Below are 15,999 nucleotides of genomic sequence, written 5' to 3' on the forward strand. Positions count from 1 at the left end.
ATAAATAATTAAAAAAATGTTCTAAACAAAAAAGCCTCTAAAACTTTCGTTTTAAAAGGCTTTAAATAACTTGTAATAATTTAGACTAGTTTTTAGTTTTGTTTTTAAAATTATCAAATTCACTAGTTTTTTCTTCTTTTGGCCAAGAGTTATTAGATGTGTCTACATCTGCAGTTTCTAATTTAGGGTCTACAATAATACTAACAATCTCTTTTTCAGAAGCTATTGCTTTACTCACCTCTTTATCATTAAGTCTCCAGATTTGCGCAGGATACGTTTCTGTTTTTGTAGTACCATCTGCATAGGTGTACTCAACAATTATTGGCATTACTAAACCTCCTGGCTTTTCAAAAGTTACGCTATAGAAATATTTAGGTTCCTTAAGGTTTTTTTGTTCTTCTGGAGTAAAGTTATCCATAATATACTCTTTTAAAGGTGTAGAGCTTTCCATTAAGCTTTTAGTCTTCATATCTGGTTTAAACTCATCACTTCCTTCTTCAACCATGTAAACTAATGGTGGAAGATCACTTAATTTCATTCCTCTTTTAGCAACCATATCTTTTATTTCTTGGTTAGGCTCACTAGTTACATAAAACTTTTTAACATCCTTTACAGCAATATCTACATAATCTGTTGTATAAAACCATCCTCTCCAATACCAATCTAAGTCAAATGCAGATGCATCTTCCATTGTTCTGAAAAAATCTTCTGGTGTTGGGTGTTTAAACATCCAACGGTTTGAATATTCTCTAAAAGCATAGTCAAATAATTCTGGTCCCATTACTGTTTCTCTTAAAATATTAAGTGCAGTTCCAGGCTTACCATAAGCGTTATTACCAAATTGATAAGTATTTAATCCTTTAGTCATAATTGGAGCAATATAATCTTGATCTCCTCCCATATAATTTACAATTTTTGCAGCTGGACCACGACGCGATGGATATTTATCCATTCCTTCTGATAAACAACCTGGATACCATTTTGCAAAATCTTGCTCTGCAACATATTGTACAAAGGTATTTAAACCCTCATCCATCCAAGTCCATTGACGCTCATCACTATTTACAATCATTGGAAAAAAGTTATGTCCAACTTCGTGAATAATTACTGACATCATTCCAAACTTTGTTCTATCACTATAATTACCTTCTGCATCTGGACGACCATAATTCCAGCAAATCATTGGGTATTCCATCCCTTGTTGTTTTGCATGAACAGATATTGCTTTATGATAAGGGTAATCAAAAGTCATTCTAGAATAAGACTTTAAAGTACTTGCTACTGCTTTTGTAGACCAGTCTTCCCATAATGGATTTCCTTCTTTTGGATACAATGACACTGCCATAACATCTCTGTTACCTATTTTTACAGCCATCATATCGTATACATAACGTCTTGAAGTAGCAAAACCAAAATCACGTACATTTTCAGCATATAATTTCCAAGTTTTAGTTTTAGTAGATTTTGACTTTATAGTTTCTTCAGATTCTGCTTGAGTTACAATTACAACTGGTTCGTCATAAGATTTAGTTGCCTTGTTGTAACGCTTTAGCATTTCTTTTGTAAATACTTCTTTTCTATTTGTTAATTTACCTGTACCATCTAAAATATGATCTGCTGGTACTGTAATATTTACTTCAAAGTTTCCGAATGGTAATGCAAACTCATCACGTCCCCAAAATTGAGAGTTTTGCCATCCTTCTACGTCATTATAAACAGCCATTCTTGGGTAAAACTGTGCAATAACATAGTTTCTGTTATCATCTTCTGGAAAATACTCGTAACCAGATCGTCCACGTCCATTAACGTGATCGTTAATATTGTACCACCATTTAATCGAAAACGTAAATTGCTCTCCAGTTTTTAATGCTGTAGGCATTTCTACACGCATCATTGTACGGTTTATCATATGTGGTAACGCACGACCTTTAGCATCTTTAACAGCTTCAATATTAAAACCTCCATCAAATTTTTCTGACATAAATTTATTTGTAAAAGAAGACACCTGTTGTGCTGGAGCAACTCCACTTCCTTCTATCAATGGTGTTTTTGAATCTTTTGCTCGCATATTTTGGTCTAACTGAACCCATAAATAGCTTAAGTTATCCGGAGAATTATTAGTATAAGTAATAGTCTCAAAACCTGATAATTTTGCATTTACATCATCAAGCTTGATATCCATTTTGTAATCTGCTTGTTGTTGGTAATATGCAGATCCTGGAGCACCAGAAGCTGCTCTATACATATTAGGTGTAGAAAACTCGTCATACAACTGTTTAAATTTATTGTTATTAGTATGACCTGGTTGCGACTCTTTTTCGTCTGCATTTTTGTCTTGTGCAAATGTGCTAATAGACACAAATAAGACTGAAAGAAATAAATACTTTAGTTTTTTCATTGCGAGTGTTTGTTGTTTTTTAAGGACGTCAATTTAACACTATTTAACGTTTTTTAAAACGTTTGTTAAAAGTTTAACAAACCTTTATCGTTCTCTGGAATCAAAACAAAGGTTTTGTTTTTTCCATTAATTTTAGTCCTTACTATGTTTTTTTGTTCTTCAAACATATCATAAAGGACTTTGTTTTGTATTTCAAAACTTGTTATTGAAGGTACATTTTCTATTTCAAGGTAGCAATGCATAATATCTTCTTCATACTTTTTTCCTATAAATGAAATAACCTTAGTTTGATTATCTATTTTTATTTCTATTTTATCTAATAAGTATTTTTCTATATAACCATCTATCTTAGATTCGTTAATTGAATCGCTTAAGACAATCGTTTCGTCATATCTTTTACGAAGAAGTCTTTCAAAATCATCTACAAAAATTCTGGATATTATTTGAACTGACTGTGTGTCCTTTACAAACTCTAACTGAGTTATACTTACATAATATTTATGTGCGGAAGTAAATGCAAATAAAGAAAATATGCTAATTAACAGACTATATTTAAGTGTTTTCATAAAAAAGGATGATTGCAAATTTAAACCAATAGAAGCAAAAAGCATTCCAAATATAAGTTTATTCTTTTTCTACTAAATTTTTATTGAATTGATCTAATTTTAGCTTTAAAAAAGTTAATGTATCCAAATTACTTTTACTACAAGTACTTCGGAAATTTTCATCTTCTTGAACAAAGTAAAAAAACTCTGTACGATGTTTTTCGTCCAAAGGATTTGATTCAAAAAAAATAGCAGATAAATCGTTTTTTAATCTAGCTAATAATGCATCATCATTTTCTAATCGCACTATCTCTTTTAACTTTTTAGTACGACCGCTAACTTTATTAAGTAGTTTGTTTAAATTGACTGCTGCTCCTAAACCAACATAAAACATTTTACCATGGTCTGCTTCAAACAGTTTTCTTTCAGCCTGTGTTTTAGGCTTTCCTTTATAACCAGGTATTCCAACATCATAAAAATTAATTTCTGGTTTAGCATCAGAGTTAGCAACATCATCAGATAAATTTCCAGACAATGGTTTGACTAAAAAAACTTCGTCTAACTCATTAGTAAACAACTGTAATGTTACAGATAAAGTTTTGCTTGTAATATCTTCTTGATTTACAACTTTTATTAATAATTCATATTGAACAGCAGAAAACACAATAGTATCATTTAACTTAGCATTAATAGTAAACTTACCTTCTTTGTCTGTTGTCGCATTTGTTAAAGAGGTTTTGTTTAAAATATGGATATTTTCTATATCATCTTCTCCAGTAACAGAACCAGTTAATTCAACAGTTTGTGCTTTTAAAAACTGAAATTGAACTATAAAAACAATGCAAAAAGCAACCCTAATCTTTATCACTTTTTGGTTTTAAAAATTCTTTACTTTTAATAATTAAATGCTCAATTAATTGCATTTCTTTTCCTTTACCAAGAAGATTAACATCAAAACCATCTTCTTCAACATAAGCTATAAATGTCTCTACTTGATCTTCTGGTATTTCAAAATTTAAAGTAAAATACTCATGATTATAAGTATCACTTAGTGATGTAAGTTCTGCTTTTACAGAAGTATCTGTAGATTTTTTCTTGTCTTTTTTCTTAAAAATTAAACCTACTAAACTCCCTAATAACGCCATACCATCTGCTTGGTAACGTATTCTATCGTTTTGGTTCATTGCTGCAAAGTTTTCAACTTTACTATACTGATCGTCTTCAAACTCATACAAACTAAGGTCATCAACACCAAAATAAATGGCATCCATATCAGGATTAAAAGTCTCTACATTAGCAATGTCTTCTTTTAAAACACCTGACAAATCGTAAGGTAAAATAACAACTTCATCTAATTTATTAACCTGTTCAACAAGGTAAACATTCATTTGTTTTGAGTCTATTACGTCTTTAGCAATTACAACATTAAAGTCTTTAAATTGTAATGCAGACACACTTATTTTATCATTTAGCATGGCTTTAATAATAAATTCTCCTTCTGTGTTAGTAATGGTTCCTTTATTAGAAGATGAATTATAAATTGTTATACCTTCAAGATCTGGTGAGTCTACTATAATCTTACCATTAATCTCTACTCTTGTCGAGTCTTGAGCATAAATAATACTTGTTAATAATAAAAGAAATGCAATAAAATATGATTTCATGATGGTTGATTTTAGGTAAATTAAAAACTTTTAGTCTTAATTTTATTCTAATGACGCTATAATATTTTGTTAAAAGCCTCTATTGTTTAAATTTACAAAAACTAAAACTATGAAGCAATTATTAATAGCAAGTACTTCCTCTCTTCATTCTGGTTCTTATTTAGACTATTTATTGGACAGCTTAAAAATTCATTTTCAAAATATAGACGAAATTGTTTTTATTCCATATGCTAGACCTAGTGGTATTTCTCATGATGAGTATACAGAAAAAGCGAGTCTTGCTTTTAGTAAAATAAATATTAAAGTAAAAGGATTACATGAATCTGAAAACCCTATAGAAGCCATAAAAAAGGCAAAAGGAATTTTTACTGGTGGAGGAAACACCTTTGTTTTAGTCAATGCTTTATATAAATACAAATTAATGGACTGCTTAAAAACTACTGTTAATAATGGTACACCTTATTTAGGTACAAGCGCAGGAAGTAATATTTGTGGACTTACTATGTGTACAACTAATGATATGCCAATATTATATCCACCAAGTTTTAAAACTTTAGGGTTTGTCCCTTTTAATATCAATCCACACTATTTAGATCCTGATCCTAATAGTAAACACATGGGAGAAACTAGAGAAACAAGGATTAACGAGTTTCATAAATTTAACACACAACCTGTAATTGGCTTACGTGAAGGGAGTTGGCTAGAAGTTAAAGGACAATCCATACAGCTTAAAGGAACTTTAAATGCTAGAGTTTTTGAATACGAAAAAGAACCATATGAAATTGAAACTAGTATTTTTTTAAATGAATTAAAATAAAAAAGCCTCATCTTAAAGATGAAGCTTTTTAGAGCGAGAGACCAGGTTCGAACTGGCGACATTCAGCTTGGAAGGCTGACGCTCTACCAACTGAGCTACTCTCGCATTTCCGTCGGCAAACTTAGTAATTTATTACCTAGCTTTCAAAATAAAACATAAAAAAAATAATGCTTTTTATCGATTAAATATGCTTTTTATCGATAATTATTTTTTTAAACTCTTAAAAACACCCAAATAAAAGTCTGATTTATAGGTTTATAAAAAAAACAATTACTATGAAAAACCTACTATTTCTTTTCATGATGATTTTGTCTACCTCTTTAGTTGCTCAGGTAAAAATTGGTGACAATCCTCAAACAATAAATGAAAATTCCTTATTAGAATTAGAAAGCAACACAAAAACATTAGTCGTTACAAGAATTTCAAATTCTCAAATGAATGCTATAACTCCATTAAATGGAGCCATTATTTATAATATAGACGAAGAATGTTTATTTCAATTTAATAATAACTCGTGGGATAGTCTGTGTGTTGATGTAATGGCTAATGAAACTGTAACTTCAATTATTAATAATAATGACGGATCATTCACGTATGTAGACGAATCTGGAAACAACACAATTATTTCTTTAAGTGATGCAGATGATGATGCTACTAACGAGCTTAACACTTCGGTTGTACTTAATGGGACTGACCTTGAAACTACTGATGCTGGTGGAACTATCACGACTAATCTTTCTGCTTTAGATCAATCTGCTGATGTTGCCACTAATGCAACTAACATTGCTACAAACGCAACAGACATCGCAGACCACATTGCTGCAGATTTAGATACTGATGACACTAACGAAATACAAACTGTAGAATCTACAGATGGTTCCGTTACTGTTACTGCTAATGGTGACGACTTCGATTTAAGCGTAACCCCTTTTGATGATACTGCTTTACAAAATCAAATCACTACTAATGCTAATGATATTGATACTTTAGAAGCTGAACAAATTACACAAGATGCTGCTATCGCAACTAACGCAACTGACATTGCAACTAACGCAACTGACATTGCAGACCATATTGCTGCAGATTTAGATACTGATGCAACTAACGAAATACAAACGGTAGAATCTACTGATGGCTCTGTAACGGTTACTGCTAATGGTGATGACTTCGATTTAAGCGTCACCCCTTTTGATGATACTGCTTTACAAACTCAAATTACTGATAATGCTGATGATATTGATGCTTTAGAAGCTGAACAAATTACACAAGATGCTGCTATTGCTACTAACGCAACAGACATTGCAGATCACATTGCTGCAGATTTAGATACTGATGACACTAACGAGCTTAACACTTCAGTTGTACTTAATGGCACTGACCTTGAAACTACTGATGCTGGTGGAACTATAACTACTGACCTTTCTGCTTTAGACCAATCTGCTGATGTTGCCACTAATGCAACAGACATCGCTACAAACGCAACAGACATCGCAGACCACATTGCTGCAGATTTAGATACTGATGACACTAACGAGCTTAATACTTCAGTTGTACTTAATGGTACTGACCTTGAAACTACTGATGCTGGTGGAACTATCACGACTAATCTTTCTGCTTTAGATCAATCTGCTGATGTTGTCACTAATGCAACTAACATTGCTACAAACGCAACAGACATCGCAGACCACGTTGCTGCAGATTTAGATACTGATGACACTAACGAAATACAAACTGTAGAATCTACAGATGGTTCCGTTACTGTTACTGCTAATGGTGACGACTTCGATTTAAGCGTAACCCCTTTTGATGATACTGCTTTACAAAATCAAATCACTACTAATGCTAATGATATTGATACTTTAGAAGCTGAACAAATTACACAAGATGCTGCTATTGCTACAAACGCAACAGACATCGCTACAAACGCAACAGACATCGCAGACCACATTGCTGCAGATTTAGATACTGATGACACTAACGAGCTTAATACTTCAGTTGTACTTAATGGTACTGACCTTGAAACTACTGATGCTGGTGGAACTATCACGACTAATCTTTCTGCTTTAGATCAATCTGCTGATGTTGTCACTAATGCAACTAACATTGCTACAAACGCAACAGACATCGCAGACCACGTTGCTGCAGATTTAGATACTGATGACACTAACGAAATACAAACTGTAGAATCTACAGATGGTTCCGTTACTGTTACTGCTAATGGTGACGACTTCGATTTAAGCGTAACCCCTTTTGATGATACTGCTTTACAAAATCAAATCACTACTAATGCTAATGATATTGATACTTTAGAAGCTGAACAAATTACACAAGATGCTGCTATTGCTACAAACGCAACAGACATCGCTACAAACGCAACAGACATCGCAGACCACATTGCTGCAGATTTAGATACTGATGACACTAACGAGCTTAATACTTCAGTTGTACTTAATGGTACTGATCTTGAAACTACTGATGCTGGTGGAACTATCACGACTAATCTTTCTGCTTTAGATCAATCTGCTGATGTTGTCACTAATGCAACTAACATTGCTACAAACGCAACTGACATTGCAGACCACATTGCTGCAGATTTAGATACTGATGACACTAACGAAATACAAACTGTAGAATCTACAGATGGTTCCGTTACTGTTACTGCTAATGGTAATGATTTTGATTTAAGCGTAACGCCTTTTGATGATACTGCTTTACAAAATCAAATCACTACTAATGCTAATGATATTGATACTTTAGAAGCTGAACAAATTACACAAGATGCTGCTATTGCTACTAACGCAACAGACATTGCAGATCACATTGCTGCAGATTTAGATACTGATGACACTAACGAGCTTAACACTTCAGTTGTACTTAATGGCACTGACCTTGAAACTACTGATGCTGGTGGAACTATAACTACTGACCTTTCTGCTTTAGACCAATCTGCTGATGTTGCCACTAATGCAACAGACATCGCTACCAACGCAACAGACATTGCAGATCACATTGCTGCAGATTTAGATACTGATGATACTAATGAAATACAAACTGTAGAATCTACAGATGGTTCCGTTACTGTTACTGCTAATGGTGATGATTTCGATTTAAGCGTAACCCCTTTTGATGATACTGCTTTACAAAATCAAATCACTACTAATGCTAATGATATTGATACTTTAGAAGCTGAACAAATTACACAAGATGCTGCTATTGCTACTAATGCAACAGACATTACTACCAATACAACAGATATTGCAGACCACATTGCTGCAGATTTAGATACTGATGACACTAACGAGCTTAATACTTCAGTTGTACTTAATGGTACTGATCTTGAAACTACTGATGCTGGTGGAACTATCACGACTAATCTTTCTGCTTTAGACCAATCTGCTGATGTTGCCACTAATGCAACAGACATCGCTACCAACGCAACAGACATTGCAGATCACATTGCTGCAGATTTAGATACTGATGATACTAATGAAATACAAACTGTAGAATCTACAGATGGTTCCGTTACTGTTACTGCTAATGGTGATGATTTTGATTTAAGCGTAACCCCTTTTGATGATACTGCTTTACAAAATCAAATCACTACTAATGCTAATGATATTGATACTTTAGAAGCTGAACAAATTACACAAGATGCTGCTATTGCTACAAACGCAACAGACATCGCAGACCACATTGCTGCAGATTTAGATACTGATGACACTAACGAAATACAAACTGTAGAATCTACAGATGGTTCCGTTACTGTTACTGCTAATGGTGATGATTTCGATTTAAGCGTAACCCCTTTTGATGATACTGCTTTACAAAATCAAATCACTACTAATGCTAATGATATTGATACTTTAGAAGCTGAACAAATTACACAAGATGCTGCTATTGCTACTAACGCAACAGACATTGCAGATCACATTGCTGCAGATTTAGATACTGATGACACTAACGAGCTTAACACTTCAGTTGTACTTAATGGCACTGACCTTGAAACTACTGATGCTGGTGGAACTATAACTACTGACCTTTCTGCTTTAGACCAATCTGCTGATGTTGCCACTAATGCAACAGACATCGCTACCAACGCAACAGACATTGCAGATCACATTGCTGCAGATTTAGATACTGATGATACTAATGAAATACAAACTGTAGAATCTACAGATGGTTCCGTTACTGTTACTGCTAATGGTGATGATTTTGATTTAAGCGTAACCCCTTTTGATGATACTGCTTTACAAAATCAAATCACTACTAATGCTAATGATATTGATACTTTAGAAGCTGAACAAATTACACAAGATGCTGCTATTGCTACAAACGCAACAGACATCGCTACAAACGCAACAGACATCGCAGACCACATTGCTGCAGATTTAGATACTGATGACACTAACGAGCTTAATACTTCAGTTGTACTTAATGGTACTGACCTTGAAACTACTGATGCTGGTGGAACTATCACGACTAATCTTTCTGCTTTAGATCAATCTGCTGTTGTTGTCACTAATGCAACTAACATTGCAGATCACATTGCTGCAGATTTAGATACTGATGATACTAATGAAATACAAACTGTAGAATCTACAGATGGTTCCGTTACTGTTACTGCTAATGGTGATGATTTTGATTTAAGCGTAACCCCTTTTGATGATACTGCTTTACAAAATCAAATCACTACTAATGCTAATGATATTGATACTTTAGAAGCTGAACAAATTACACAAGATGCTGCTATTGCTACAAACGCAACAGACATCGCAGACCACATTGCTGCAGATTTAGATACTGATGACACTAACGAAATACAAACTGTAGAATCTACAGATGGTTCCGTTACTGTTACTGCTAATGGTAATGATTTTGATTTAAGCGTAACGCCTTTTGATGATACTGCTTTACAAAATCAAATCACTACTAATGCTAATGATATTGATACTTTAGAAGCTGAACAAATTACACAAGATGCTGCTATTGCTACTAACGCAACAGACATTGCAGATCACATTGCTGCAGATTTAGATACTGATGACACTAACGAGCTTAACACTTCAGTTGTACTTAATGGCACTGACCTTGAAACTACTGATGCTGGTGGAACTATAACTACTGACCTTTCTGCTTTAGACCAATCTGCTGATGTTGCCACTAATGCAACAGACATCGCTACCAACGCAACAGACATTGCAGATCACATTGCTGCAGATTTAGATACTGATGACACTAACGAAATACAAACTGTAGAATCTACAGATGGTTCCGTTACTGTTACTGCTAATGGTGATGATTTCGATTTAAGCGTAACCCCTTTTGATGATACTGCTTTACAAAATCAAATCACTACTAATGCTAATGATATTGATACTTTAGAAGCTGAACAAATTACACAAGATGCTGCTATTGCTACTAATGCAACAGACATTACTACCAATACAACAGATATTGCAGACCACATTGCTGCAGATTTAGATACTGATGACACTAACGAGCTTAATACTTCAGTTGTACTTAATGGTACTGATCTTGAAACTACTGATGCTGGTGGAACTATCACGACTAATCTTTCTGCTTTAGACCAATCTGCTGATGTTGCCACTAATGCAACAGACATCGCTACCAACGCAACAGACATTGCAGATCACATTGCTGCAGATTTAGATACTGATGATACTAATGAAATACAAACTGTAGAATCTACAGATGGTTCCGTTACTGTTACTGCTAATGGTGATGATTTTGATTTAAGCGTAACCCCTTTTGATGATACTGCTTTACAAAATCAAATCACTACTAATGCTAATGATATTGATACTTTAGAAGCTGAACAAATTACACAAGATGCTGCTATTGCTACAAACGCAACAAACATCGCTACCAACGCAACAGACATCGCAGACCACATTGCTGCAGATTTAGATACTGATGCTACTAACGAAATACAAACGGTGACTTCTCCTGACAACTCAATTACAGTTACTCCAGTTGGAAATAATTATCAATTAACATTACCATCTAGCGCTACACCAAGTATAACACTTACAAAAGAAACAATTGGTTACACTTTTTCTTCAGCTTTTATTTCTGGAACTAATAATGCAACTAATAACTTATTTAATATTAATTCTACAGTTACTAGAACTGCAACTGGAAGATATAACGTTGTTTTTGATAATCCGCATCCAAATGGCCCAAATTATGACGTTACCTTTGGTGCAGATGAAAGTGTAACTTTAAGAGACGGAATTATTTTACATGTAGTTGAAGGATCAAGAACAGCAAATGGTTTTAGTGTATATTTAGGGACTGGAGATAATGGTGGAACAGCTGATTTATTAGTAGACACTCCATGGTCTTATCAAGTTTCAGACACAAAAGAAGTTATAACTAACATTACTGGTACAGGAATAACTATTAACTAGAAAAAAATGAAAAAATTATATTTATTTTTTATTATTATATTGTTAGTAAGTCAAATAAGCAAAGCACAACAAGCATTTCACAACTTTGGAAACATACAAATCCATGATCAAGGTCAAATTGGTTTTCATATTGATTTAGAAAATGATGGAACTTTTAACCAAAACTTGGGCTTAGCTGGATTTTATAATGCAGATAACCCATTAACAATTTCTGGAACAGAAATTCCAAGGTTTTTTAACATGGAAGTTGCTGTTGATGACCACTTGTTTTTAGAAATCAACACTGAAGTTTCTAATGGTTTAGATTATATAATTGGAGATGTAATTACTCCTAGACTAACCCCAGAAATTTCTTTAGACTTTATAAATAACTCAATCTATACTTTAGAAGATGATTTAAGAAATACCGATGGATATGCTTCTGTTACAAGCGAAAATGGTTTTGTTTTCCCTATAGGTATGGATGATAAATTAAGACCTTTAATAACTCCAAATCAATCTAATATTTTAAAGTTTAGTGCAGCGTATTTTAATGAAGACCCTAACTTCCCTTCTACTTTTAACAATTCATTTGACACAAACAACTCAGAAGGTATAATAAACGCTGTAAACATTGAAGAATTTTGGGATTTTGATGGAAGAGATCTAACCTATGTTACTTTAACTTGGGATCAAGAAAGTCAAATTAGTAATCTAGTTGATGATTTAATGAATCTTAGAGTTGTAGGATGGAGTAAATCCGAAAACAAATGGCTTGACCTAGGTAATACTGCAATTACAGGAGACATTAATGTTGGTACAATTAGCTCAATAGAGTTTATTCCTGATGATTACGAGATTATAACATTTGGTTCACTTATTGGTAGTGATGGACTTACAGTATATAATGGTATAAGTCCAAATGGAGACAGCCTAAATGATAATTTTATTATTGAAGGTGTAGAGTTGTTTAAAAACAACCTACAAATATTTAATCGTTGGGGAAGAATAGTTTATGACGCAGAAAATTATGACAATACCTTTAATGGTATTTCTAACAAAACGGTTGTTGGTACTCAAGGCGAAAAATTACCAGTAGGAACCTATTTTTACATATTAAACCTAACCGAAGAAAACAAAAGCTATTCAGGTTGGATATACATACAGTATTAAACCTATAAGGTTTTATAAAAATGGTACCCAAAAATCTCATACCCTTCGTTATAATAAAACTTATGCGAAGGGTAATTTTGTACATAGGTATTTAATTCTGAAATTACACACCCTTTACTTTTAGCATAATCATACAGCCATTTAAAAAACTGTTTTCCTAAACCCTTACCTTGATAAGCTTCTTCTATATAAACATGGTCTACTTCCATACTTTTTCCAGCATAATGTCTAGTCTGAAACCATAATCCAGACACACCTATTAGTACATCTCCATCAAAAACACCAGCACACTCATAATTTTGAGTAATCATATCGGCAAAACGTGTTATTAAAACAGCATCAGAGTTTTTATTATTTGTTAATTTTTGAATTAAAGGAATAACAGAATTAATCTCTTTTTTGTCAATTATTTTAAAGCTGAAAGACATCGCGTTTGTTTTCATCAAAATTAACTAATTTTGAAACACTGCAATATCAAGACATGAAAATAATTATAGAAACAGATAGACTATACCTTCGCGAATTTATGATTGAGGATGCTATTCGTTTTTATAAAATGAATATAGACGAAGAAGTCATAAAATATACAGGAGATACTGCTTTTAAATCTAAGAATGAAGCGGAAGTGTTTCTTTCAAAATATAATCAATATCAATTACACAATATGGGTCGTTGGGCAGTTTGCGACAAACAAACTGACGAATTTCTTGGTTGGTGTGGATTAAAATATCATCCTAAAGATGACATAGTTGAAGTTGGTTACCGTTTTTACAAACACCATTGGAATAAAGGTTACGCAACCGAAAGCACAAAAGCATCTATACATTATGGTTTTAACACTTTAAAACTAAAAACCATATTTGCACATGCACACGTTGACAATTTAGCTTCACACAAAGTCATTGAAAAATGCGGACTTCAATTTGTTGACCAAAATAATTACGATGGTATGCCAGCAAACCTATACAAAATTGAAAATCCTGATATTAAAATAAAACCAATATCTGGTTTAGAAACCATTCCTATTAGGCATGCTGTATTACGAAAAGGTAAACCAGTTGATGCATGCCCAATACCTGAAGACGATTTAGACAACACCTTTCATTTTGGGTTGTTTTATAAAGATCAATTAGCTGGAGTTTGTACTTTTGTGGCAGATAAATCGTCTTATTTCAAAGACAACAATCAATACAGATTACGTGCAATGGGAGTTTTGGAACAGTTTCAAGGCTTTCATTTTGGTAAGCATCTATTAAAACATGGTATTGCATATTTACAAACACAAAACATTGACAGATTGTGGTTTAATGCAAGAATTGTTGCACTTAATTTTTACAAAAACAATGGGTTTGAAACTATTGGTGATAAATTTAATATTCCAAAAGTAGGACCACATTATGTCATGCATAAAGCTTTATAATGAAAAAAAAACTTATAAAATATATAGCATTAGTACTAATAACTATTGTTACTATTCCGCAATTTGCTTTTTATCAAGAGTCAATTTCTGAAGAAGAATTAATAGGAAAAGGAACACCTCAACTTTTTGGAGAGCATTATAAACTAAGAGAAGCTGCTCATTTAGCTTTTAAAAAAATGCAAACTGCAGCAGCAAAAGATGGAATACATATTGGAGCAGTATCTAGTTACCGCAATTTTAATCATCAAAAACGTATTTGGGAACGCAAATACAAACGTAACAAAGCAAAAGGCTTAGCAGATACTATCAATATTAAAAAAATCATAGAATATTCAACTATTCCAGGAACATCACGTCATCATTGGGGAACAGACATAGATATTTATCAAACCAATGTTAGACAACCAAAAAATGTTTTACTACCACAAAATTTTCATGGTAATGGTGCCTATTGCAAACTTAAAGAATGGATGGACACACACGCATCAACCTATGGTTTTTACCTAGTTTACACTGACAATGCCAATAGAAAAGGTTTTAAATACGAACCTTGGCACTATAGCTTCAAACCATTGTCTGCTCCATATTTAAAAGCATACAGAACCTTAAAAATTTCTGATATTTTAAAAAGTGAAGGGTTATTAGGCATAGATGCTTTCAGCGAAAGCTTTATAAATCAGTACATCAATCAAAATATTTTAGATATTAATCCAGAACTTTTGTAAATTGTAACTTTAAAATATTAATTATAATGAGAGGAAATTTAAAAGGCAGATTAATTATAGGTGTATTAATCGCTGCATTTTTTGTAATTAAAAGATGTAACCAACAAGAAGTAAATCCATATACTGGAAAAAAACAAGCAATATCAATGACTACTGATCAAGAAATCCAAATGGGTTTAGATAGTCGTGATCAAATGGCTGCTCAGCATGGAGGATTATACCCAAATGAGAGCTATCAAGCATTAGTTGATAACGTTGGTAATAGGTTAGTAAATAACAGTATTGCAAAAGACACACCTTATAAATATGAGTTTCATTTATTGGCAGATCCAAATACCATAAATGCATTTGCTTTACCAGGAGGTCAAATATTTATTACTTACGCCTTGTACTCTCAATTACAAAATGAAGACCAATTAGCTGGTGTTTTAGGACACGAAATTGGACACGTATTAGGGAAACATAGTGCAGAACGCATTGCTAATTCTGAATTTTGGAAAGGCTTATCTACTGCAGGTTCTGTAGGTGGAGATTTAGGAGGATTAATTGGAGGTATTGGTCAAAAAAAATTACTTACAAATGGAAGAGATGACGAGTTAGAAAGTGATGATTTAGGTGTCCGTTTTATGCTTAGAGCTGGATATAATCCTGAAGAGATGATAGATGTTATGGAGATCTTAAAAAAAGCAGCAGGTCCAAATCGTGTACCAGAAATGCAAAGTACACATCCAGATCCAGACAACCGTATTGAAAAAATTAGAGAGTCAATAAAAAAGTATAGCCTTAACTAAAACGTTATCGTAAATAAGCTTTAAAGTCCTGCAATTGCAGGACTTTTGTTTTTATA

The 15,999-nt window shown here is 33.1% G+C and carries 11 protein-coding genes and 1 tRNA gene; 6 read left to right on the forward strand and 6 right to left on the reverse strand.

The features are described from left to right. Nucleotides 1–85 precede the first annotated feature (85 nt). From SJY17_RS01005 to SJY17_RS01020, 4 genes are all read right to left on the reverse strand, one after another. Entirely contained in the window at nucleotides 86–2,398 is a 2,313-nt protein-coding gene (locus SJY17_RS01005) for a M1 family metallopeptidase (RefSeq protein ID WP_397363582.1), read from the reverse strand. Nucleotides 2,399–2,463: 65 nt separating this feature from the next. Then, complete coding sequence (locus SJY17_RS01010) at nucleotides 2,464–2,964, reverse strand: DUF6702 family protein (RefSeq protein WP_397363583.1); 501 nt, start codon at nucleotides 2,962–2,964, stop codon at nucleotides 2,464–2,466. Nucleotides 2,965–3,022: 58 nt separating this feature from the next. Beyond that, entirely contained in the window at nucleotides 3,023–3,811 is a 789-nt protein-coding gene (locus SJY17_RS01015; RefSeq protein WP_397363584.1) for a hypothetical protein, read from the reverse strand. After that, nucleotides 3,798–4,607 (reverse strand): carboxypeptidase-like regulatory domain-containing protein, encoded by an 810-nt coding sequence (locus tag SJY17_RS01020; protein WP_397363585.1) that lies wholly within the window; start codon nucleotides 4,605–4,607, stop codon nucleotides 3,798–3,800. The genes SJY17_RS01015 and SJY17_RS01020 overlap by 14 nt, the downstream gene beginning before the upstream one ends. Before the next feature lie 109 nt (nucleotides 4,608–4,716). On the opposite strand from SJY17_RS01020, the gene pepE reads away from it, so the two are divergent. Then, a complete protein-coding gene (gene pepE / locus SJY17_RS01025; RefSeq protein ID WP_397363586.1) occupies nucleotides 4,717–5,424 on the forward strand; it encodes a dipeptidase PepE in 708 nt (235 codons plus the stop codon). A 32-nt stretch (nucleotides 5,425–5,456) separates the two neighbouring features. Here pepE and SJY17_RS01030 read toward each other — a convergent pair. Continuing rightward, nucleotides 5,457–5,529 (reverse strand) — tRNA-Gly (locus SJY17_RS01030). Between the two features lie 170 nt (nucleotides 5,530–5,699). Here SJY17_RS01030 and SJY17_RS01035 point away from each other — a divergent pair. Both SJY17_RS01035 and SJY17_RS01040 read left to right on the forward strand, forming a co-directional pair. Further along, a complete protein-coding gene (locus SJY17_RS01035) occupies nucleotides 5,700–11,855 on the forward strand; it encodes a hypothetical protein (protein WP_397363587.1) in 6,156 nt (2,051 codons plus the stop codon). A 6-nt stretch (nucleotides 11,856–11,861) separates the two neighbouring features. Continuing rightward, nucleotides 11,862–13,007 (forward strand): gliding motility-associated C-terminal domain-containing protein, encoded by a 1,146-nt coding sequence (locus SJY17_RS01040; protein WP_397363588.1) that lies wholly within the window; start codon nucleotides 11,862–11,864, stop codon nucleotides 13,005–13,007. 2 nt (nucleotides 13,008–13,009) lie between these two features. On the opposite strand, the gene SJY17_RS01045 is transcribed toward SJY17_RS01040, so the two are convergent. Further along, the gene (locus SJY17_RS01045; protein ID WP_397363589.1) at nucleotides 13,010–13,450 is read right to left on the reverse strand and encodes a GNAT family N-acetyltransferase; all 441 of its coding nucleotides are present in this window, start codon (nucleotides 13,448–13,450) and stop codon (nucleotides 13,010–13,012) included. A gap of 38 nt (nucleotides 13,451–13,488) precedes the next feature. On the opposite strand from SJY17_RS01045, the gene SJY17_RS01050 reads away from it, so the two are divergent. The 3 genes from SJY17_RS01050 to SJY17_RS01060 are packed head-to-tail and all read left to right on the forward strand — an operon-like array spanning nucleotide 13,489 to nucleotide 15,943. After that, a complete protein-coding gene (locus SJY17_RS01050; protein WP_397363590.1) occupies nucleotides 13,489–14,427 on the forward strand; it encodes a GNAT family N-acetyltransferase in 939 nt (312 codons plus the stop codon). Then, entirely contained in the window at nucleotides 14,427–15,152 is a 726-nt protein-coding gene (locus SJY17_RS01055; protein ID WP_397363591.1) for a M15 family metallopeptidase, read from the forward strand. The genes SJY17_RS01050 and SJY17_RS01055 overlap by 1 nt, the downstream gene beginning before the upstream one ends. Nucleotides 15,153–15,175: 23 nt before the next feature. Further along, nucleotides 15,176–15,943: a M48 family metalloprotease gene (locus tag SJY17_RS01060; protein WP_397364851.1), complete on the forward strand. Its 768-nt coding sequence runs from the start codon at nucleotides 15,176–15,178 to the stop codon at nucleotides 15,941–15,943. Nucleotides 15,944–15,999: the final 56 nt, after the last annotated feature.

The organism is Olleya sp. R77988 (assembly GCF_044594215.1).
In the GTDB taxonomy this organism is placed as follows: domain Bacteria; phylum Bacteroidota; class Bacteroidia; order Flavobacteriales; family Flavobacteriaceae; genus Olleya.

Bases quoted from the DNA above. Each gene is read 5' to 3' on its own strand.
- SJY17_RS01005 (WP_397363582.1), bottom strand. From the start codon at position 2,398: ATGAAAAAACTAAAGTATTTATTTCTTTCAGTCTTATTTGTGTCTATT.
- SJY17_RS01010 (WP_397363583.1), bottom strand. From the start codon at position 2,964: ATGAAAACACTTAAATATAGTCTGTTAATTAGCATATTTTCTTTATTT.
- SJY17_RS01020 (WP_397363585.1), bottom strand. From the start codon at position 4,607: ATGAAATCATATTTTATTGCATTTCTTTTATTATTAACAAGTATTATT.
- pepE (WP_397363586.1), top strand. From the start codon at position 4,717: ATGAAGCAATTATTAATAGCAAGTACTTCCTCTCTTCATTCTGGTTCT.
- SJY17_RS01035 (WP_397363587.1), top strand. From the start codon at position 5,700: ATGAAAAACCTACTATTTCTTTTCATGATGATTTTGTCTACCTCTTTA.
- SJY17_RS01040 (WP_397363588.1), top strand. From the start codon at position 11,862: ATGAAAAAATTATATTTATTTTTTATTATTATATTGTTAGTAAGTCAA.
- SJY17_RS01045 (WP_397363589.1), bottom strand. From the start codon at position 13,450: ATGAAAACAAACGCGATGTCTTTCAGCTTTAAAATAATTGACAAAAAA.
- SJY17_RS01050 (WP_397363590.1), top strand. From the start codon at position 13,489: ATGAAAATAATTATAGAAACAGATAGACTATACCTTCGCGAATTTATG.
- SJY17_RS01055 (WP_397363591.1), top strand. From the start codon at position 14,427: ATGAAAAAAAAACTTATAAAATATATAGCATTAGTACTAATAACTATT.